Below are 18,492 nucleotides of genomic sequence, written 5' to 3'. Positions count from 1 at the left end.
TCTGTGGGCGCATGATACGTCATTTTTCCATAAACGAGCATGCTCGTGAGTACGAGAAAGACGAACGCAACTACGCCGGCACTGGCAATCAGAATCTTGCGTAGAGGACTCCGGCGGGGAGGCGGCGGTGTCGGTTGAGGCGGGGATTGCCAGGACGACTGCAAGAAATGCTGTCGCTGATCATCCTGCTGAGGTGCTTGGCCCGGCCAGTTGCCGCTAGGAGGCTGCGAGTACGACACAAAAGTCCCTACGGTTCTCAGAATGCGAGTTCAAGAGAGTTACTCGAACCGCCACGCATTCGTAGCGTCTACCAATCGACATGACGAGTCGGAGCGATCCGAGTTGCCTGACTGAGTAGCCTAGGAACAGAGGAACGTGGGCCCTTCGTGGCAAACGTCCCGTCCCCTGCTCGCCCAGCCACTACAAGTCAGCGAGCCCACTTGAGGTGGCCGGAAGGCCTTGAGGTCCCACGTCCACGTCAGGCCGCTCCCTCTCTGGCTACCCGCGGCTACTGCTGAGGCGGCCACTGCCCCTGCGGCGGCGTGGGCTGTTGGTACGGGTTTTGCTGCGGCGCTGTCTGCTGCTGGTACGGGTTCTGATGCGGCGGAGACGGCTGCTGGCCATAGTTCGGATAGCCGCCCGGCCCTTCAGGACTGCCGTTCTTGTTCCGTCGAGACAGCTTGACAATCAGGAGAACAATGAAGCCGATCACGACCAGGCTGACAACACCAAGGACGACGACGAAGAGTACTTGCTTCTGGTCTTCCTTTTTATTTTCGGCGGTACCGATGTCGGACGCTCCCGAACTAGGAACATCTGAAGAAGCCTCGGATCCTGAAACCCTGAGAGGTCCGTACTTGGAACCCGCTGGGAGATTCTTCGTCAAAGCCATCAGCGGGTTGACGATTCCGTAGCCATACTTCTTGTCCGGGAGAGAGATACCCTTGGCTGAGGGGGGAACGACAGCAGTCTTCACTAGGCGGTTAGCAATCTGACCCGCTGTAAGGTCGGGAAACTTCGCCCGGATCAACGCTGCAGCAGCAGAAACATAGGCAGTGGCATCTGAAGTTCCGTTTCCGATGCTGAGCTTGGTATTTCCGGGCCATCCCGCATGCACAATGCGGGTAGCCGGCGCAGTTAGAAGAACTTCAGGACCGTAATTGGATTTTTCCCAAACATTTCCGCTACTGTCCACGCCTCCGACAGTTAGCACGCCTGGATACTTCGCAGGGAACTGAATGTTAGCATTTCCGTTATTCCCCGAGCCTGAGACGATCAAGACATTGTGCTCAATTGCATATGCCACAGCCTCTCGATCTTGGGGGAGATCCTGCGTCTGAAATTCAGAAACGTTGATGATTGAGGCGCCCTGGTCGACGGCGTAGCGGATGGAATCCGCGTAGCCATTGGTGCCGGACCGAATGGGGAGAATCTTGGCGCCCGGCGCCAGCCCCTTGACGCCATCCTCTCCTTCTTGTCCATGGCCGTGAGCGGCAATAATCGAAGCCATTGCCGTGCCGTGACCTGATCCCGAATTGCTCCCCTCGGGACTCGGATCGTCGTCGTTGTCCTCAAAGTCTCGCCCCTTGAGCACATTGCCCGTCAGGTCGATATGGTCGGCATTGACGCCATTATCAATGAGGGCAACAGTGACGCCCTTGCCGGTCGAGACCTTCCAGACCGATTCGGCTTGCAGTGCATCCAGTGCCCACTGGTCACGTCTGGTTTGGTCAGCGGAAGCAGCAGGGGCTGCGGCGAGGATCAGCGCGCCAGTCAGCGCCATGGCACCCAACGCGTGCACCGTTCGCTTCAAGGCCATTCTGTCTTCCCTATCCCGTTACTGAGCGTGGGCGTGGCCCGGAAGCCACGCCCACGCATCCTGTCACGTGCCGGTGAGCCCCGACTGCAGGCGACTACTCAATGACTCGAGGAGCCACGTTTGTCTGCGGGGTCCAGGTCTCCTCGTCCTCGACCAGGTAGTCGGGACGCTCGCCCTCGTGCTGTTCGTCTTCCTTGCGGCGGCCGGTGCGCGAACCGGGGGCGCCTGCGATGCCGCCCTTACGGACAGCGCTGGCTCCCTTTCCTGCGGCACCACGGCTGCTGTGCAGGCCCGAGCCACCAGCGGTGCCCCTGCCCGCGCCCGCACCGGACTTGGGCGTGCCACCGACTACGCCACCGCGAGCCGTGCCTCCGACCCGCCCGGCCGCGCCCTTGGCAGCACCTGCGCCGCCCACGCTTCCGGCGCGAGCAGCGCCGCCCACGCTTCCGGCACGACCTGCCGTACCCGCAGCGCCGGCCCGGCCGACCATGCCACCACGGGCTGCACCGGCTCCAGCCGCTCCGCCCACCGCGCCACCGACGAAGCCGGCACCGCCACCGACGCCACCGCTGGCAGATCCACCACCGACCATGCCAGCGCCGCCAACCGTCGGCGCACCAGTGCGCCCCCCGGAAATGCCATCAATCGCTGTGCCTACAGTCGGGCTCTGGGGCATCGCTTTATGTGCTCCACCGGTGACGCCCGAAGGCGGAGACACAGGCTTGGATGAACTGATCGCACCGGTCTGGCCGCTAGGGCGAACACTGCCCGTCGATACCTTCTGCGGGCTGCGCGTTGCGGTCCCTGTAGGCACGACCACGGGAGCGGGCGGAACGCCACCACTAGGATCACCAGGGTAGTCCTGGGAATCCTCGATGCCGCCTTTCCACCTACCCATCTCCATGGCCCGGCTGTTATAAGCCGCACCCAAAATCTCCATTTGCTCAGCCATCTTGAGCTGAGCCTCTCGCCCCGCTGACAAGCTGCCCTCGTTACTGGCGAGGACATCGCCGGAACTGGCTCCGTTCTTAAGGGCGTTGTCTGCATTCCCTGCGTCCCGGTCGCCGAGATCGCCTACATAGTCGAGTGCACTGGAGGTCTTGCTTGGCTTCTGCATCGCCATGACCGTGTCCTTTACCTTCGAAAGGATCACAGACGCACCATGGAGGGAAGCCGCGACATTGTCGGCGTAGCCGGCGCTGTCGGCGATTGTCTTACTGATCTCCTGCGCCCGCTCCCGGAACAAGTCCGCACTCTGGCCTTCCCAGTGCGCCAGGACGTGCTGGACGGCAGCTTCAAGACTTTCCTTGATGCCGCCGCTTCCGACGAGGTCGTTACTGAGATCTGCCCAGCCCTGTGCGACCGACGACACAGTTCCCGCGTCTGCACTCTGGACCATCGCTTTCATCTGGTCCATGTCGTATTCAAGCCCAAATTTCGTGGTGGGCTTTTCCGCGAAGCACTGATTCGCCGGAATGTATTCCAAGCTGCCGATGCCCTTGTCGCCCATGGCTACTGCCCCCTCATCTCCATGTAGCAGAACACCTGTCACTTCCCTCGGAACGCGGAGTAGTTCTCCGCCTCAGCGTCGCTGAACGCGTCATGCGTCTTCTTCGTCTTCTGCCCGAAGTCGTCCAGCAGGTCCTCGAGGTATTGGACGACACCCTCAAGGACCGTCTTCATCTGGTCATGCGCTGTGTACAGCGCCTCTGCCTCCCCGAAGCCAGTCCCAAGAGCCCCCGGCGGCAGATACGTCTTGCTCTGAACACTCGCCTTGGACGCCGACATGTTCTTGAGGACAGCGTTCAGCTTGGTGATCGTCCCCTCGATCTCACTCAGATCGACCCTGTACTGCTCAGCCATAATGCTCAGCTCCCCGTTGACTCCACGTTGTTACCCACACCCTGCTTGCGCCGCCAGTCACTCAGCACCCGTCCGCCCCCGAACAGCAGCAGCACCAGCGCGAAGCCCGCCGCGACGACGTACAGCGCGTAGCGTTCCGTGCGTTGTTGTTCGGACTCGCCGAGGACCAGTGTCGCGGCCTGGACGTTGGCGGAGTCGCCCGCGCGGCCGATCGAGTCCGGCTTGGGGCCGGCGGCCGAAGGGGGCGTCGTGTCGTCGTTGACCGCGGCTGCCGGGTCGATGACGCCCCAGCCCACGAAGTCGTCACGGCCCGCCTTGGTCCGGTCCGCCGTCTGCTCGATCTGCGTGATGACCTGCTTGTAGGTCCACTCGGGGTGCTTGGCCCGGATCAGTGCGGCGACCCCGGAGACGTACGGCGCCGCGAAGCTGGTGCCCTGGTCGACGCAGTGGCCGCCCACCGGGACCGTCGAGACCATGTCGATGCCCGGCGCCGCCACCCCCACGAAACTGCCCGACTGGGAGAAGGGGGCACGCGCGTTGTTGCGGTCGGAGGCCGCGACCGCTAGGACACCCGGATAGGCCGCGGGGTAGGTCTTCTGGGTCCTGCCGTCCGCGCCGTTGTTGCCGGCCGCCGCGACGATCAGGACGTCGTGCTTGTCCTGGGCGTACTTGATGGCGTTCCGGAACGCGGTGTCCACCGTCGGGTTCATCTTCGACGCGGTGTCCTGCGAGATGTTGATGATGCTCGCGCCGTGATCGGCGGCCCAGATGATTGCCTGCATCATCGTGCCGACGTTGCCGCTGCCCTTGTCGTCGTTCTGGCGGATCGGGATGATCGTCGCTTCCGGGGCGAGGCCGATGAATCCGGTGCCTTCGAGCTTCCGGGCCGCGATGATGCCCGCCACCTTGGTGCCGTGGCCCACGGTGGGGTCGATCTTGCCCGTGCCGCCCTTGTGCAGGTAGTCCGTGCCGTCGATGACGGCGCCGCCCTTGAGCTGCGCGTTGACGGTGTCGACGCCGGTGTCGATGACGGCGACCTTGACGCCCTTGCCCCTGGTGTCCTGCCACAGCTGGTCGAGCACGATCCGCTGGAGGGACCAGGGCGTTCCCTTGATGATGTCGGACGGGAACGAGCAGCTGGTGTCGTCGATCTGGAAGCGCACGTCGTCGTCGGCCAAGACGGTCCGCACCTGGTCCGCGGCGGCTGCCGGTGCGACGCCCGCGAAGGGCAGCCCACAGGCGAGGACCGCCAGGGCGGCGGTGACTGCCGCGCTGCGACGCGCGGCTGTGGTCCCACGCGCGACCACGCTCCGACGTGTGGCGCGCGATGCCCCGGATCCCACTGTCTTACGTCCTCCCGTTTTGTTCCTCTGCGGGGCGCATGAACCGGCTATGAGCCGATACGTCCATACGCCCCGTGAATCGCCGATGGGGGCGAGTGCGCGACAGCACACTCGCCCCCATCAAGCGGTCACGTCAGCCGCCCCAGATCTGGGCGTTCTTCGACTCGGTCGCCTGGTAGTTCTGGGCGGCGCTGTCGAGGGCCTTGGCGATGGCCTCCAGCGTCTGCTGCATGGAGGCGGCGCGCTGGTCCCACTCGGCCTGCTTGGCGCGGTAGGACTCCTGCGCCTGGCCTTCCCAGCTGGCGGAGATGCGCTTGACGCCGCTCTCCAGCTCGTCAAGCTGCGTACGGATCTTGCCCGCGGTGCTGCGGACGTCCTGCGCGGCCTGGGAGATCGTGGCGAAATTTACAAGAATCTGCCCGGACATCTCTTCTATGTCTCCTCGGATGTGTGGATGGTCGGTCACGGCCGTGCGCGACGGCGCACGGGTCCGATCATCCGAAGGGGGACGAGGCGGCGATGTTCTGGATGGACGCGCGCTGCTCCTCTTCCGAAGCCGCGTAGGCCTTGGTGCTCTGGTCGATCGCTTCCTTGATGTCGTTCAAGATCTGGTTGATCTTGTTGGCATCCTGGTTCACCTGCGACTGCAGGTTGTTGTACGCGGTGGCCGCCGAGCCCTTCCAGCCGCCCGTGATCGTGTCGATCACGGTCTGCAGGCGGGAGATTTCGCCCTGGATCGAGGAGTTGACCGAGGAGATCTTGCCGCTGAACGCGACCATCTCCTCCTCGGTCATGGTGAACTGCTGTCCAGCCATGTTGTGTCCCCCATGAGACGTAGGAGTTCTGAGTCGACCCTCACTCGAAACGCCGACACCGAATGGCGGCAGACGTATCCAGTCCGGTCTGGTTCCACTCTAGTCGCATCCGCTGACAGAGCGAACATCAGTTGGGGCTTGTAGCAAGATCGCGATGAACTCAACTCACCTTTTTCACAAGTGCGTTCGTGAAGTGTGAGGGCGAGGGTGAGTGTGACGCGACCAGACTGCGGGGTTACGACCCCTGCGCCTGCTCCGCGTTGCCGCTGCTCAGCTCCGGCCCCGCCGCCAGCAGGTCCGCCCACGCCGCCGGAACCGGCACCGGCTTGATCTTGCCGTAACCGAGCCTGACCTGGGCGGTGTTGGTCTGCTGGGTGTCGGCCTTCTCGCCGCCGGTCACCTCGCTGTCGTTACGCGCGGGGACCGAGTAGCGCAGACCGGTGTCGGTGACCAGGAAGGTGCTGCCGCCGCCGGCGTCGGCGCCCGTGAGGCGCTTGAACAGCAGGCCGCTGCCGGGCGAGACGTAGGTGCTCGAACCGCTCTGGGAGACGTCCTTGGGGTAGTCGGGGCCGGCCCAGACGGTCATCTGGTCCCGGCCGGTCCGCGGGTCGTCCTTGCCGCCGTGCCAGACGCTGCACGAGACCTTGTTCCCGCCCCTCTCCTGCGTGTTGGCCACGATCACCGGCTCCTCGGGCCAGTTCTTCGAGGACATCCACTCGCCGGGCGACGGCCGGACGTCGTTGAACCTGACCTGCACCGGTGCCGGCGTCCGGGAGCCGTAGGCGCCGTCCACCCAGGTACTGCGCAGCCACATCTTCGCCGTGAAGTTCGACACCGCCTGGACCTTGTCCTTCAGCACGATGTACTGCTGCTTCTTGCCGCCGATGGAACCATCGGCCTCGAGGATCAGGCCCACCTTGGAGTAGTTGGGATCAAGGCCCTCGACGTGCGCCTCCGACCCCACGTCCCCGCCCAGGTCGGGGAAGTCGAGGTCGCCCACGACGTGCAGCGTCCTGATGAAGTCCGCGCTGACCTTCTGCGGCGTCGCGGAACCGAACACCGCGCGCTCCAGCGTCTGCATCGACTCCTCGCCCCGGAGCCTCCAGCCCACACCGCCCAGCAGGTAGGCCTGTCCGTTCGCGGTGACCATGTACCGCGGGCCGGTGGTGTCGCCGGTCGCGGCGGGGCCCTCGACGTACAGGGCCTCGCGCTGGTTCAGCTCCTTCTTCCCCTTGTGCAGCAGGTCGTTGTAGTCGCCCTGGTCGAGCACGTACGTCGCCCGCACCGGCTGGCCGTCCTCGCCCGGCGCCTCGCACAGCGCCCAGACCTTGGCCTTCTCCGCGTCGGAGGCCGACGGCAGCCGGTCCGGGGCGAAGGGGATGCCGACCGTCGCGCCCATCGGGTACTTGCTGTTGTCGAGCACCGACTCCTTGATCTTCATGACCTGGGGGTTCTCGCCGTTGAGCAGCAGCTTGGCGGACGCCAGGTTGAGGACCGGGTGCAGGCTGAGCTTGTCCTCGCCCTTGGTCTTCACCAGCACGTAGCGCGTCGTCGACTCGCTGCCGACGAGGATGTTCTTGCCCTGGGCGTCCCAGCCCTTCGGCGCGGTCGGGCTGAGCATGCCCCAGGCCCCGAATCCGATGAGCACCAGCGTGGCCACACCGAGACTGGGCAGGACGGTCTTCAGGGGACGCGGTGCCGCCTCCTCCGAACCGTGCGGCGACGGCTGAAGAAACGCCGCCACCGTGCGCCTGCGCGCGAAGGAGTAAGCGTTCAGCTCATCCCGACGTGTCGCCATCGATGGGTCAACTCCCCGTTTTTTCGCTTTGTTTCCGAATGCGGAACTCCCCAGGGCCGCCCGGTACTCCGTGGCGTTTGCTCCTGCAGGGGCCTCTACTATGCCGTGTGACGATCGCACCGTACGGTACGGGGTACGGTGATCCGCCGCCAGCTCGAGTCGCGGCCAGACAATGCAAAGGGGTTGTACCGGGGGATGAGCACTGCGACCAGGTCCCGGCGCCGTAACGGCCGCCGTCGTACCCAGGAGAACCAGGGGCCCGGGCAGGTGCCGCAACCGGCACAGTCGTCCTCGGCCCCGAGGCCCCCGAGTCCGGCCTCGCCGTCGCTCGCCCGGCGCCCCGGCAGCATCGGACCGATCCGCGTCCAGCAGCTGGTCGGCATCGAACTGGCCGCCGCCGTCCTGCTGATCGGCTGGCTGCTGCGCCCCATCGGCCTCACCGTCGGCATCGTGCTCGCCGTACCGCTGGTCCTCGCCGGACTGCTGCGCCGGCGCGGCCGCCCGCTGCCCGAGTGGTTCAGCACCGCCCGCGCGCTCCGGGACCGCCGCAAGCGCAACGCCGAACCCGTACCACCCGGCACCGACCCCGGCTTCGCCCCGGCCGTCGAGTGCGACCCGGCGCTGCGCACCTACAGCTTCCAGGACCGCGCGCAGCGCGAGATCGGCATGCTCGGCGACGGCACCTTCCTCACCGCGCTGGTCCAGGTGCAGGCCGCGGACACCCCCCTGCGGCCCTCCTACGGCAGCGGCGACATCCCCCTCGACCTGTTGCAGGGCCTGCTCGAGGTGGACGACATCCGGCTCGCCTCGGTCCAGGTCGTCCAGCACACCCAGCCCGCACCCGCCCCGCACCTGCCCCCGCAGGCCATGGCCGTGCGCTCCTACGGGCCGCTGCAGGCCCAGAGCATGACGCCGGGGCTGCGCATCACCTGGGTCGCGCTCAAGCTCGACCCCGAGCTGTGCCCGGAGGCCGTGGCGGCCCGCGGCGGCGGTATGCAGGGGGCCCGGCGGGCGCTGCTGCGGGTCGCCGACCAGCTGGCCAGCCGGCTCATGGGGGCCGGCATGCAGGCCAAGGTGCTGAGCGAGTCGGACATCTGCGGGGCCATCGCGACCTCCAGCTGTGTCAATCCGATGGCCACCACCGGCGGTGCCGCCCTCGACGGCAGCCGTTCGGGCCGCCGTACGGCCGAGACCACCCGTACCTGGCGCTGCGACGACCGGCTGCACACCACGTACTGGATCTCCAAGTGGCCGCAGTTCGGCGGCGCGGGTCCGGCGTTCCCCCGGCTGGTCGGTGCGCTGACCTCCGCGCCCACGCTCGCGAGCACCTTCTCCCTCACCATCAGCAGGCGGCGCGGCAAGGTCCTGGCCCTGTCCGGACATGTGCGTCTGACCAGCCGCGGTGAGAACGAACTGGGCGAGGCCGCCCAGCACTTGGAGCGGGCGGCGTCCGCCTTCAAGGTCGGTCTCGTCCGGCTCGACCGTGAACAGCTGCCCGGAGTTCTGGCCACCCTGCCGCTGGGAGGTACCCGCTGATGTCCGCTCCCACCATGAGTCCCTCCGGCCGCTCCGGCTTCGGATCGTCGTCCACGCCGGGCTTCCCCGGACAGCGTCCCGGGCATCTGCCCCGCTCCCCCGAGCCCGCCCGGATCGGCCCCGAGCGGCGCCTGCGGGAGGCCTTCGGGCTGCTCGGTCCCCGGCGTGACCGTCACCTCGTCGACGCCGAGGTGCTCTCGCAGCTGACGCTGCCGGTCGGCGACGACGGTCTGATCCTCGGTATCGACCAGGACAACCAGCCCGCGGTGCTGGGCCTGTGCCGCCCCACGCGCCTCGACATGGTGCTGGTGGGCGGTACCTGGATGGCCCAGGTCATCGCCCTGCGGGCGGCGGCGATCGGCGCGCGGGTGGCCGTCGAGACGGCCCGTCCGCAGTTGTGGGCGCCGATGGCGCAGGCGGCCGGCGGCGGCCAGCAGGCGGTGACGGTGCACCAGGTGGGGCGGATCGCCCCGCAGGGCCCGTCCCCCGCCAGCCCCGTGCTCATCATCCGCGACCTCGGCATCCGCCCCCCGCGCAGCCGTCTCACCACGGCGCCCTGGCAGTCGGTGCTGACCCTGCTCCCCTACCTCGGCCCCACCGCGCCCCGCCTGCTGGCCAACGCGGACGTGGTCGGCGTACAGCGGATCTCCCCGCAGGAGTCCCAAGTGGTCGGCAAGTCCATGCGGTTGCCCCAGCGCGACGCCGCGTCCCTGTCGTCCCTCGCCGACAACGTGGCCCTGTGGTGCACGCAGAAGAGCCGGCAGTACGTGATGACCCAGCCCACCGACGCGGAGACCGGTCTGCTCGGGGCGCCCCGCCGTATGGACTGACGGGCGGCTCGTGGTGTGCCCAAGCTGTCGGTCCCTCGCACGAGTTCGTGACCGGACCGTTGCGCCGCGTGAGGGGGCGCAGGCCAAGTAGGGTGCTCCTGCACGAGGTTCGCTCATGAGAAAGGGCCCGCCGACCATGACTGACGCGGACGACATCGCCGCAAAGACACCGGACGCGGACGTGAAGGCGCGAAAGGAACGGGAACGGGACGAGCTGTACGGCCTGGACATCTCCGGCGTCGAGTGGCACAGCGCGCCCGGCACCGAGGAGCACGAGGAGCGCGTCGAGATCGCCTATCTGCCCGAGGGCGCGGTGGCCATGCGGTCCTCCCTGGACCCGGACACCGTGCTGCGGTACACGGAGGCGGAGTGGCGGGCCTTCGTACTGGGCGCGCGCGACGGCGAGTTCGACCTGGAGCCCGCTCCGCACGACGGCGGCACCGCCGCCGAGCAGGCCGAGCAGCGGAGCTGACGGAGCAGCCCGCGCTCAAGAGACGGACAACCGCCACAAGGACGACAAGGACGACATCGAGGCAGGCAGCGGTCCGCGGTGCGTGCGAGCGCACAGCGGACGGGCCTGCCCCGCCGACGCCTGTGGCGTTTACGCTTGATGCGGGTGCGACGTCAGAACCCACGGGTGGGTTGTTCGCGTCCAGGGGACTTCAGTCGGATCGGACAACAGGAACGGTCGCCCCCAGCCCGGCACATGACTGCCCACACGGCACGAGGGTGCTCGACCAACCAGGAGGAATTGTGCAGAGCGATCGGGACGGGCTGCGCGCGGGCTGGACCACGCCCAGCGACGACCAGTCCGACGCGGAGTCCGCCACCGAGTTGACGGGCGAGTTCACCATCGACTACGCCGCCCCTGCCTGGTACACGCAGAGTGCGGCGCCCGAGGCCGAGCCGGAGCCTCCCGCGCCCGCCCCTGCCCCTGCCCCCGCCGCGCCTGCACCCCACCCCGGTTACCCCGATCCGTCCTCTTCCGCACCGACGGCTCCCGCGCCCGGCCCGCAGTTCGCGCCGCCCGCGGGCCCGGCCGGCGCGACGCCCCCACCGCCTCCGCCGCCGTGGGCGGGAAACCCGGCGGCCCCTCAGCCGCCGGCGCCCCCGAACCCGCAGAGCGGCTACGGCTACCCGCAGCCGCCCGCGCCTCCCCACCCGCAGAGCGGTTACGGCTACCCGCAACCGCCCGCGCCCCCGCAGGCCGGCTACGGCTACCCCCAGCCCCCCGCGGCTGCGGCACCTCCCACGGCACCGGTGCCCCCCGCACCCCCCGCCGCACCCGTGGCCCCCGCGCCCCCGGTGGCCCCCAGCCCCACCGGCGCCGACAGCCCGGCTGCAACGGGCGGTGACGCGGAAGGCCGTACCGACACGCCTGCCGCCCCCGCCGCGACACCGAGCGCACCGCAGCCCCCTGCGGCATCCGCGGCCCCCTCGGCGGACGCGCCCACCACACCCGAGCCGCCCACCACACCCGAGCCGCCCGCCCCCGCCGAGGCCCCGCAGGCTTCCGCGGAGGCTGCTGACCCCGCACCGGCCGCCGCCCCGGCCCCGGGCGAGACGGCACCCGGCTCCGACGACGAGCCCGGCACCGCCGCCCAGGACACCGAGGCCCCCGAGGCCGTGCCCAGCACCGAGGCCCCGGCGCCGGAAGCCGCGGCAGCGTCGTCCGCCGCGCCCAGCGGTGACCCCGACACCGGCACGGAACCGCAGGCCGCCGCGCAGACGGCCGTACCGGAGCAGCCCCCGGCCGCCCCGAGCCCCGCTCCCGAGCAGCCCGAGGCCGCGCAGCCTCCCGTACCGGAGCAGCCCGACGCCCAGCAGCAGGAAGGCTGGCGTCCGCCGCCGGCCCCGCAGGGCGCCGTTCCGCCGCTCCCGCCGCAGTTCGCGCAGGCGCCTGCCGGTGCGGCGCCGCCCGGGGCCCCGGAGTGGACGACGGGCGGTCAGCCCGGTGCCCCGCTCCCGCCCGCCCAGCCGGGGGCCGCCGCGGCACAGCCCCAGGCACCGCAGCCCGCCCCCTCCGGCTGGTCGGCCACCCCGCCGCAGCCCGACGGCCAGGCGCCGCAGGGCGGTTACGGCTTCCCGCAGCCGCCCGCGCCCCAGCCCCCGCAGAGCGGCTACGGCTTCCCGCAGCCCCCGGCCCCGCACCCCGGCCAGGGCGGCTACGGCTACCCCCAGCCGCCCGCGCCCCCCAACCCGCAGGGCGGCTACGGCTTCCCGCAGCCCCCCGCGCCCCAGCCCCCGCAGAGCGGCTACGGCTATCCCCAGCAGCAGCCCCAGCCGGGGCAGCAGCCGGGTCAGCCCGTGCCGCCGCCCCACGGCCAGCCTCAGGCGCAGCCGGGACAGCCGCAGTTCCCGGGACAGCAGCCGCCGCAGGCCCCCCACCCCAACCCCTACGCGGGCGCTCCCGGCCAGCCCGGCGCGGACCCCCGCGCGGGTGCCGGCTGGCCCGCGGCCGTCCAGCACGACCAGCGGCAGCAGGTCGCCGGCGCGGGCGCGCCGCTCGGCTACAACGCCGCGGTCGAGCTGACCTCGGACCGGCTGGTCAACAGCAAGAAGCAGAAGGCCAAGAGCAGCCGTCCCATCCCGGGCGGATCGAAGTTCAAGCTCGGCGGCAAGAAGGAGGAGCAGGAGAGGCAGCGCAAGCTCGACCTCATCCGCACCCCGGTGCTGTCCTGCTACCGGATCGCGGTGATCAGCCTCAAGGGCGGCGTGGGCAAGACGACCACGACGACCGCGCTCGGCTCGACGCTGGCCACCGAGCGGCAGGACAAGATCCTCGCCATCGACGCCAACCCGGACGCCGGCACCCTCGGCCGCCGGGTGCGACGGGAGACCGGCGCGACCATCCGTGACCTGGTCCAGGCGATCCCGTACCTCAACTCGTACATGGACATCCGCCGGTTCACGTCCCAGGCGGCGTCGGGTCTGGAGATCATCGCCAACGACGTCGACCCGGCCGTGTCCACGACGTTCAACGACGAGGACTACCGGCGCGCGATCGACGTGCTGGGCCGCCAGTACCCGATCATCCTCACGGACTCGGGCACCGGCCTGCTCTACAGCGCCATGCGCGGGGTCCTGGACCTCGCCGACCAGCTGATCATCATCTCGACGCCGTCGGTGGACGGTGCGAGCAGCGCCAGTACGACGCTGGACTGGCTGTCGGCGCACGGGTACGCGTCCCTGGTCTCGCGGTCCATCACCGTGATCTCGGGGGTGCGCGAGACCGGCAAGATGATCAAGGTGGAGGACATCGTCACCCACTTCGAGCAGCGCTGCCGTGGCGTCATCGTCGTACCGTTCGACGAGCACCTGGCGGCCGGTGCCGAGGTGGACCTCGACATGATGCGGCCGAAGGTCCGGGAGGCGTACTTCGACCTCGCCGCGATGGTGGCCGAGGACTTCGTGCGGGCCCAGCAGGAGCAGGGTCTGTGGACCGGCAACGCCGGTGTCCAGCCGCCGACCATGGCTCCGCCGATGCCCGGTCAGCAGCAGCCCGGCCAGCCCCCGGCCGCACAGCCGCCCTTCCAGGGCTTCCCCGGCGCCCAGCCCGGCCAGCCGTGGCAGACGGGCCAGCCCGGTCAGCCGCAGCCCGGGTTCCCGCAGCCGCCGTACGACCCGAACGCGGGGCAGCCGCCGCAGCAGTAGGACCACGAGAAAGAGGGCCGGCACCGTGAAGGTGCCGGCCCTCTCGTCATGCCCCGGGGCTCTCAGCCCTCCGCGGCCCCGATCAGTTCACGGCACCGCTGCACGTCGACGGCCATCGCCTTCAGCAGCGCGTCCAGCGAGTCGAACTTCTGCTGCCCGCGCACATAGGCGAGGAAGTCCACCGCCACGTGCAGCCCGTACAGGTCGAGTCCGACGCGGTCGATGGCGTACGCCTCGACCGTGCGCTCGGTGCCGTCGAACTGCGGGTTGGTGCCGACGGAGATCGCGGCCGGCATCGCCTCGCCCTGGGCGTGCAGCCAGCCCGCGTAGACGCCGTCGGCGGGGATGGCGGTGTGCGGGAGGGTCTCGACGTTGGCGGTCGGGAAGCCGAGTTCACGGCCGCGCTGGGCGCCTCGGACCACCACGCCCTCCACCCGGTGCGGGCGGCCCAGGATCTCCCCGGCGCCCTCCACGTCGCCCTCGGCGACCAGACGCCGGGTCAGGGTGGAGGAGAAGGGCTCGCCGCCGCCCGCCGCACCGGTCACGTACAGGTCGACGACCTCGACCTCGAAGTCGTAGGTCTTGCCCTGCTCGACGAGGAACTCGACGTTGCCCGCGGCCTTGTGGCCGAAGCGGAAGTTGGGGCCCTCGACGACCGCCTTGGCGTGCAGCTTGTCGACGAGGACCTTGACGACGAAGTCGGCGGGCGAGAGCTTCGAGAACTCCTTGGTGAACGGCAGGATCAACAGCGCGTCCACGCCCAGGTCCGCCATGAGCTCGGCGCGCCGGTGGTGCGGGGCCAGCAGCGGCGGGTGGCTGCCGGGGCGGACGACCTCGCTGGGGTGCGGGTCGAAGGTGACGACGACCGAGGGAACACCCAGCTCACGCGCCCGGTCCACGGCATGCCGGATGATCAGCTGGTGCCCGCGGTGGACCCCGTCGTAGGAACCGATGGTGACGACGCTGCGCCCCCAGTCCTCGGGGATGTCCTCCAAGCCACGCCAGCGCTGCACTGTGACCGCTCCTCGTCGAACCCGTGTCCGTATTGACTCTTGCGACTTACGCAGGTCTAAGGGTGCCATGCCGCGTGCCCGTCGCTCGCATCGGCATGGAGGCTGTGACCCGACGCACGCGGCCCCGAGGGGCTGGGAGGGCCCGCTCAGGCGGGCACCCGTACGCCCGCCAGGTTCTCGATCATCCGCCGGGTGCTGGGCCCGACCACCGCCGCCCACTCCTGCGGGGACTCGGCGAGCCAGCCGGCCACCAGCGCGGCGAACCCGGGGACGTACCGGCCGAGATCGACGAGACCGCGGTCGAAGCGGGTCGCGCCGTCCGGGGTGCGGACGAGGTGGAGGCCGATGCGGTGGATCAGGTCGCGGATGCCGGTGTCCGCGCGGGCGGCGGCCGCGGGCAGCAGGGCGGCCAGGACCGCGGGCTCCTGTTCGTGCTCCAGGAGGAAGTCGAGGAGTTCCTCGCGCAGCGGGCGGGAGACGGGCGTGCCGGGGCCGGCGAGCACGGCCGCCAGCGCGGCCCGCACCCCTTCGGGACCGCCCGCCAGCAGGGCGGTGACCAGCGGGAGGAGAACGGCCCGCGCGGCGGGGCCCTGGTCGAGGCGCCGGTCGACGTACGCGGCCACGTCCCCGGCGGTCTCCGGGCGCCGCTCCACGGCCTCCCGCACCAGCACGGCCACCCGGCGGGCCGGTGCGGGCGTGGTGATGTCGGCGAGCGCGCGCAGCGCCTGCCCGGCGTCCGGGCCCCGCAGCCGCTCCCGGAAGGCGTCCAGGACGGGATCGGGGTGGGTGGCGAGCGCGGGGAGCAGCGCGCTCGGCGGGAACTGCGGGTCACCGGCCGCGAAGTACCCGAGCGCCTGCGGGAGATGACGGGCACGGGTGTGTGGATCGCGGACCAGGAGGGCGAGCGCTCCGCCGTGCAGGGTGCGGTCCTCGGGGCGGGCGAGCAGGGCGAGGGCCGCGTAGCGCAGGAGCTCGCGGTCGGCCTCGGTGCGCACGTGCGGGGCGGCACGCAGTCCGTACGCCACCGCCGCCACCCGTCGCGCGGGCCGCTCGTCGTGCGCCCACCGGTCCACGGCCCGGCACACCGCCGACGGCTCGTCCTCGGCCAGCACGGCGAGCAGTTCGTCGGCCCGCCGGTGCGCACAGCCGACGAGCACCTCGGCGAGGTCGTCCAGGGCCCGGGTCCGGTGTGTGTGCAGCAGCGCCTGCGCGGCCTTCGCCACGGTCGCGTGCGGGGTCGCGGGCAGCGGCCGCTCGTCGTCGAACCAGCGGGTCAGCTGCGCCTGTACGGCGGTGGGGTCGGCGGCGAGCAGCTCGGCGACGGCGTCCAGGAACCGGGGGCCGGGCTCCCGCGGCGGTCCGTCGGCGAGGACGAGACGGCGGAGCAGGTCCAGGAGGGCGCCCGTCGGGAGCGGGAGGGCGGTCCAGAAGGCGGGGCCGAACGCGGCCGGGACCGGTTCCTCCTGGCGGCGCCGGGCCACCAGGCGGTCGGCGAGCTGCCGCAGCACATCGGTGTACGGCGTCGCGTCGGGCACCCGCAGCAGGGTCCCGGTGAGCAGATGGGCCGCCCACCAGGAGTCCGGGTCGGCGTCCAGGGCGTGCAGCAACTCCTCCAGCCGGTACGCCAGTTGGGGTGTGCCGTGCTGGCGGGCGACGAGGAGCAGGGCCTGGACGACGGGGCCGATGCGGTGGTGCGGGACGGGGAAGGGGTGGTCGCGGCCGGTGCGGCGGCGGTGGACCAGGGCGCGCAGGGCCTCGTCCAGGTCCAGGTGGGTGCCCTGGATCCAGTCGGCGAGTTCCTCGTGGGCGAAGCGGTAGCCGCTGCCCGCGGGAACGAGGAGGCCCTCGGTGAGGACGGCGGAGGCCCAGCCGGTGTCGCCGAGCCTCTTGGGGGCCGGGCCCCAGGGGAACACCGCCTCGAACGACGCCCGGTCCAGTTCGCCCTGGCCGGGGCCGAGGCTGCGGCGGGCGGCCTCGTGGACCTGGCCGGAGACCTTCGCGGCGAGCCGGCGGACCGCGGCGCCGCGCAGACCGCTCGGGGTGGCCAGCCGCACCGCGATGCGCAGGCACATGAGGTCGAGGTAGGCCTCGAAGACCTGGTCGCGGTCCAGGGGGGCGTGCGCGTCGGGCGGGAGAGCCGCGCGGACCTCGGACAGGAGGCGCAGGGCGAGAGGGTGCCGGGCGTCGGAGGCGGCGATGGCGCTTTCGGGGAGGGCGTAGCGGGCGCGGGCACGGCGGGCCTCGTCGTCGGTGAGGTCGCCGAGCCGTACGCAAGGCTCGTCCGGGCCGCCGTACAGCAGTTCCTTGGGGAAGCCGGCCTGCTCCCAGTACTCCTCCCGGCACGCCACCACCAGCCGTGCCCCGGTCTCCGCCAGCCAGCTCGCCGTGTTCCGCGTCCACTCGGCGAGGCGGTGGGCCAGGACCGGGGGCATCTCCTCGGGGCCGTCGAGGAGGAGGAGCAGGGGCCGGCCGGCGGTGCGGGACAGGCGGGCCAGCCGCTCGGGGGTGGTGTCACCCAGGTCGGCGGGGACGGTGTCCGCGGAGGTCGCCACGATCCGGGCCGCCCTGGCGAGCGCGCGGCGGGCCGCGTCGGCCACCGAGGCGTCGGTGTCCGCCAGGTCGGCGCCGCGCAGCCAGAGGGTGGGGGCCGGGGCGGGGCCGCGGTGGCGGCGGGCGGCGAGGGCCGCGAGTTGTGTCGTACGGCCGCTGCCGGGCGGTCCGACGAGGGCGAGGACGGTGGCCGGGCCGGCGGTGAACGCGTCGAACTCCCGGGTGACCGCGGCCCGTTCGACCAATTCCGTGGTGTCCTCGCGGCCCACGTGACCGGCCAGGGCACCGGGCGGGCCGTCCTGGCCGACCGAGGTGGCGGTCAGTTCCAGCACGCCGGCGAGGTTGAGGTCGGCGCCGTAGGCCGGGACGGTCGCGGCGTTCTCCGCGAGCAGGTCGGCGAGGGGGCCGGGGCGGACGGGGCGGAGCGGGACCGCGTGACCGCTGTCGCGCCGGCCGCTCTGCAGGGCGGTGCCGAGGACCGCGACCACCGCGCCGGTCCCGGCGTCGAGCACGGGCCCTCCGGCGGCCCCGCCGCCCAGCCGCAGGGCGTCCCGTCCCGCGGTGCCGATCGCCAGCTCCAGGGCGCCTTCGAGGAGATGGAAGCGGTCGGTGGCTGTGTAGGTCACGGAGGCCGTACCGAGCACCCGGGCCTCGCGCCAGCAGCCCGCGGGGAGCCGGACGTAGGTGCCGGTCCCGACGGAGTCCCGCACGGAGACGGGCAGCGGGTCCACGCCGAGCCCCTCGGTCCGCACCAGCGCCAGATCCAGCTCGGGCAGCGGGGTCACGGCGTCGGCGGCCACCACACAGCTGCGGTCGCCGGCGTGCAGCACGAGCCGCGCCAGCCCGTCGACGGCCTCGTGGCTGGTGACGACGGTGCCGTGGTGATCCGCGACGAAGCCGGTCCCCCGGGGCCGCCCCGCCAGATCGTGGATCCGCACGAATTCCGGGTCCTGCCCGGGTCCGGACGAGACCTGCTCCTGGGGTTCGCGCCGGCGTCCGTGCGCGGGCTGATGACGATCGCCGCGGCGACCCCACCGGTTCCTCTCGCACCCCGGCCGCGGCTGCCCGTCCTCCTCGGTGGCCGCCCGGTCGCCCCACCGGACCCGCGGGCCCGTCTCGCGCGCCTCCGGGCCCTCCTGCGCCGACATCCGATGGCCGGAGGCGGACGGCACGGCTCCGCCGACGGAGTCACCCCCTGCCACCATGGCCGACCTCCCCGCCGTACGCACGTTCCTGTTTTCGACGGTAGGCGTGCGGTGATCAGCGGGACA

The 18,492-nt window shown here is 70.8% G+C and carries 13 protein-coding genes; 4 read left to right on the top strand and 9 right to left on the bottom strand.

Annotated elements, in window-relative coordinates:
* Positions 1–508 precede the first annotated feature (508 nt).
* From ACFYZ8_RS43690 to eccB, 7 genes are all read right to left on the bottom strand, one after another.
* The gene (locus ACFYZ8_RS43690) at positions 509–1,819 is read right to left on the bottom strand and encodes a S8 family serine peptidase (protein WP_388533905.1); all 1,311 of its coding nucleotides are present in this window, start codon (positions 1,817–1,819) and stop codon (positions 509–511) included.
* Positions 1,820–1,913: 94 nt separating this feature from the next.
* Positions 1,914–3,329, bottom strand: coding sequence for a hypothetical protein (locus ACFYZ8_RS43685; protein WP_359034914.1), 1,416 nt, complete (start codon positions 3,327–3,329; stop codon positions 1,914–1,916).
* Between the two features lie 38 nt (positions 3,330–3,367).
* Positions 3,368–3,682: a hypothetical protein gene (locus ACFYZ8_RS43680; RefSeq protein ID WP_359034916.1), complete on the bottom strand. Its 315-nt coding sequence runs from the start codon at positions 3,680–3,682 to the stop codon at positions 3,368–3,370.
* 5 nt (positions 3,683–3,687) lie between these two features.
* Positions 3,688–4,989 carry a type VII secretion-associated serine protease mycosin gene (mycP, locus tag ACFYZ8_RS43675; RefSeq protein ID WP_359034918.1) on the bottom strand — a complete coding sequence of 434 codons (1,302 nt, stop codon included), beginning with the start codon at positions 4,987–4,989 and terminating at the stop codon, positions 3,688–3,690.
* A 169-nt stretch (positions 4,990–5,158) separates the two neighbouring features.
* The gene (locus ACFYZ8_RS43670; RefSeq protein ID WP_359034920.1) at positions 5,159–5,452 is read right to left on the bottom strand and encodes a WXG100 family type VII secretion target; all 294 of its coding nucleotides are present in this window, start codon (positions 5,450–5,452) and stop codon (positions 5,159–5,161) included.
* Between the two features lie 67 nt (positions 5,453–5,519).
* Positions 5,520–5,840 carry a WXG100 family type VII secretion target gene (locus ACFYZ8_RS43665; RefSeq protein ID WP_007385064.1) on the bottom strand — a complete coding sequence of 107 codons (321 nt, stop codon included), beginning with the start codon at positions 5,838–5,840 and terminating at the stop codon, positions 5,520–5,522.
* Positions 5,841–6,075: 235 nt separating this feature from the next.
* Positions 6,076–7,638, bottom strand: coding sequence for a type VII secretion protein EccB (gene eccB / locus ACFYZ8_RS43660; RefSeq protein ID WP_388533909.1), 1,563 nt, complete (start codon positions 7,636–7,638; stop codon positions 6,076–6,078).
* Positions 7,639–7,833: 195 nt separating this feature from the next.
* Here eccB and eccE point away from each other — a divergent pair, with 195 nt between their 5' ends.
* The 4 genes from eccE (at position 7,834) to ACFYZ8_RS43640 (ending at position 13,658) form a co-directional block, all read left to right on the top strand.
* Entirely contained in the window at positions 7,834–9,174 is a 1,341-nt protein-coding gene (gene eccE, locus ACFYZ8_RS43655) for a type VII secretion protein EccE (RefSeq protein ID WP_388533911.1), read from the top strand.
* Positions 9,174–10,004 carry a hypothetical protein gene (locus ACFYZ8_RS43650; protein WP_388533914.1) on the top strand — a complete coding sequence of 277 codons (831 nt, stop codon included), beginning with the start codon at positions 9,174–9,176 and terminating at the stop codon, positions 10,002–10,004. The genes eccE and ACFYZ8_RS43650 overlap by 1 nt, the downstream gene beginning before the upstream one ends.
* A gap of 136 nt (positions 10,005–10,140) precedes the next feature.
* Entirely contained in the window at positions 10,141–10,476 is a 336-nt protein-coding gene (locus ACFYZ8_RS43645; RefSeq protein ID WP_359034929.1) for a DUF397 domain-containing protein, read from the top strand.
* A 281-nt stretch (positions 10,477–10,757) separates the two neighbouring features.
* On the top strand, positions 10,758–13,658 hold the full coding sequence (locus tag ACFYZ8_RS43640; RefSeq protein ID WP_388533918.1) for an SCO5717 family growth-regulating ATPase: 2,901 nt from the start codon (positions 10,758–10,760) through the stop codon (positions 13,656–13,658).
* Positions 13,659–13,720: 62 nt separating this feature from the next.
* Here ACFYZ8_RS43640 and ACFYZ8_RS43635 read toward each other — a convergent pair whose 3' ends face one another.
* Positions 13,721–14,671: a bifunctional riboflavin kinase/FAD synthetase gene (locus ACFYZ8_RS43635; RefSeq protein WP_359034933.1), complete on the bottom strand. Its 951-nt coding sequence runs from the start codon at positions 14,669–14,671 to the stop codon at positions 13,721–13,723.
* A 146-nt stretch (positions 14,672–14,817) separates the two neighbouring features.
* Complete coding sequence (locus ACFYZ8_RS43630) at positions 14,818–18,426, bottom strand: trypsin-like peptidase domain-containing protein (RefSeq protein WP_388533921.1); 3,609 nt, start codon at positions 18,424–18,426, stop codon at positions 14,818–14,820.
* Positions 18,427–18,492: the final 66 nt, after the last annotated feature.

The sequence above is a fragment of the Streptomyces sp. NPDC001668 genome, from assembly GCF_042893155.1.
GTDB lineage: Bacteria > Actinomycetota > Actinomycetes > Streptomycetales > Streptomycetaceae > Streptomyces.
The sequence above is the reverse complement of the archived record's forward strand: the minus strand, read 5'-3'. Positions and strand labels throughout refer to the sequence as shown.

What these genes read in the sequence shown, in the direction of transcription:
- ACFYZ8_RS43630 (WP_388533921.1), bottom strand. Translation starts at nt 18,426, where the DNA reads ATGGTGGCAGGGGGTGACTCCGTCGGCGGAGCCGTGCCGTCCGCCTCC.
- eccB (WP_388533909.1), bottom strand. Translation starts at nt 7,638, where the DNA reads ATGGCGACACGTCGGGATGAGCTGAACGCTTACTCCTTCGCGCGCAGG.
- eccE (WP_388533911.1), top strand. Translation starts at nt 7,834, where the DNA reads ATGAGCACTGCGACCAGGTCCCGGCGCCGTAACGGCCGCCGTCGTACC.
- ACFYZ8_RS43690 (WP_388533905.1), bottom strand. Translation starts at nt 1,819, where the DNA reads ATGGCCTTGAAGCGAACGGTGCACGCGTTGGGTGCCATGGCGCTGACT.
- ACFYZ8_RS43685 (WP_359034914.1), bottom strand. Translation starts at nt 3,329, where the DNA reads ATGGGCGACAAGGGCATCGGCAGCTTGGAATACATTCCGGCGAATCAG.
- ACFYZ8_RS43665 (WP_007385064.1), bottom strand. Translation starts at nt 5,840, where the DNA reads ATGGCTGGACAGCAGTTCACCATGACCGAGGAGGAGATGGTCGCGTTC.
- ACFYZ8_RS43670 (WP_359034920.1), bottom strand. Translation starts at nt 5,452, where the DNA reads ATGTCCGGGCAGATTCTTGTAAATTTCGCCACGATCTCCCAGGCCGCG.
- ACFYZ8_RS43645 (WP_359034929.1), top strand. Translation starts at nt 10,141, where the DNA reads ATGACTGACGCGGACGACATCGCCGCAAAGACACCGGACGCGGACGTG.
- ACFYZ8_RS43680 (WP_359034916.1), bottom strand. Translation starts at nt 3,682, where the DNA reads ATGGCTGAGCAGTACAGGGTCGATCTGAGTGAGATCGAGGGGACGATC.
- ACFYZ8_RS43650 (WP_388533914.1), top strand. Translation starts at nt 9,174, where the DNA reads ATGTCCGCTCCCACCATGAGTCCCTCCGGCCGCTCCGGCTTCGGATCG.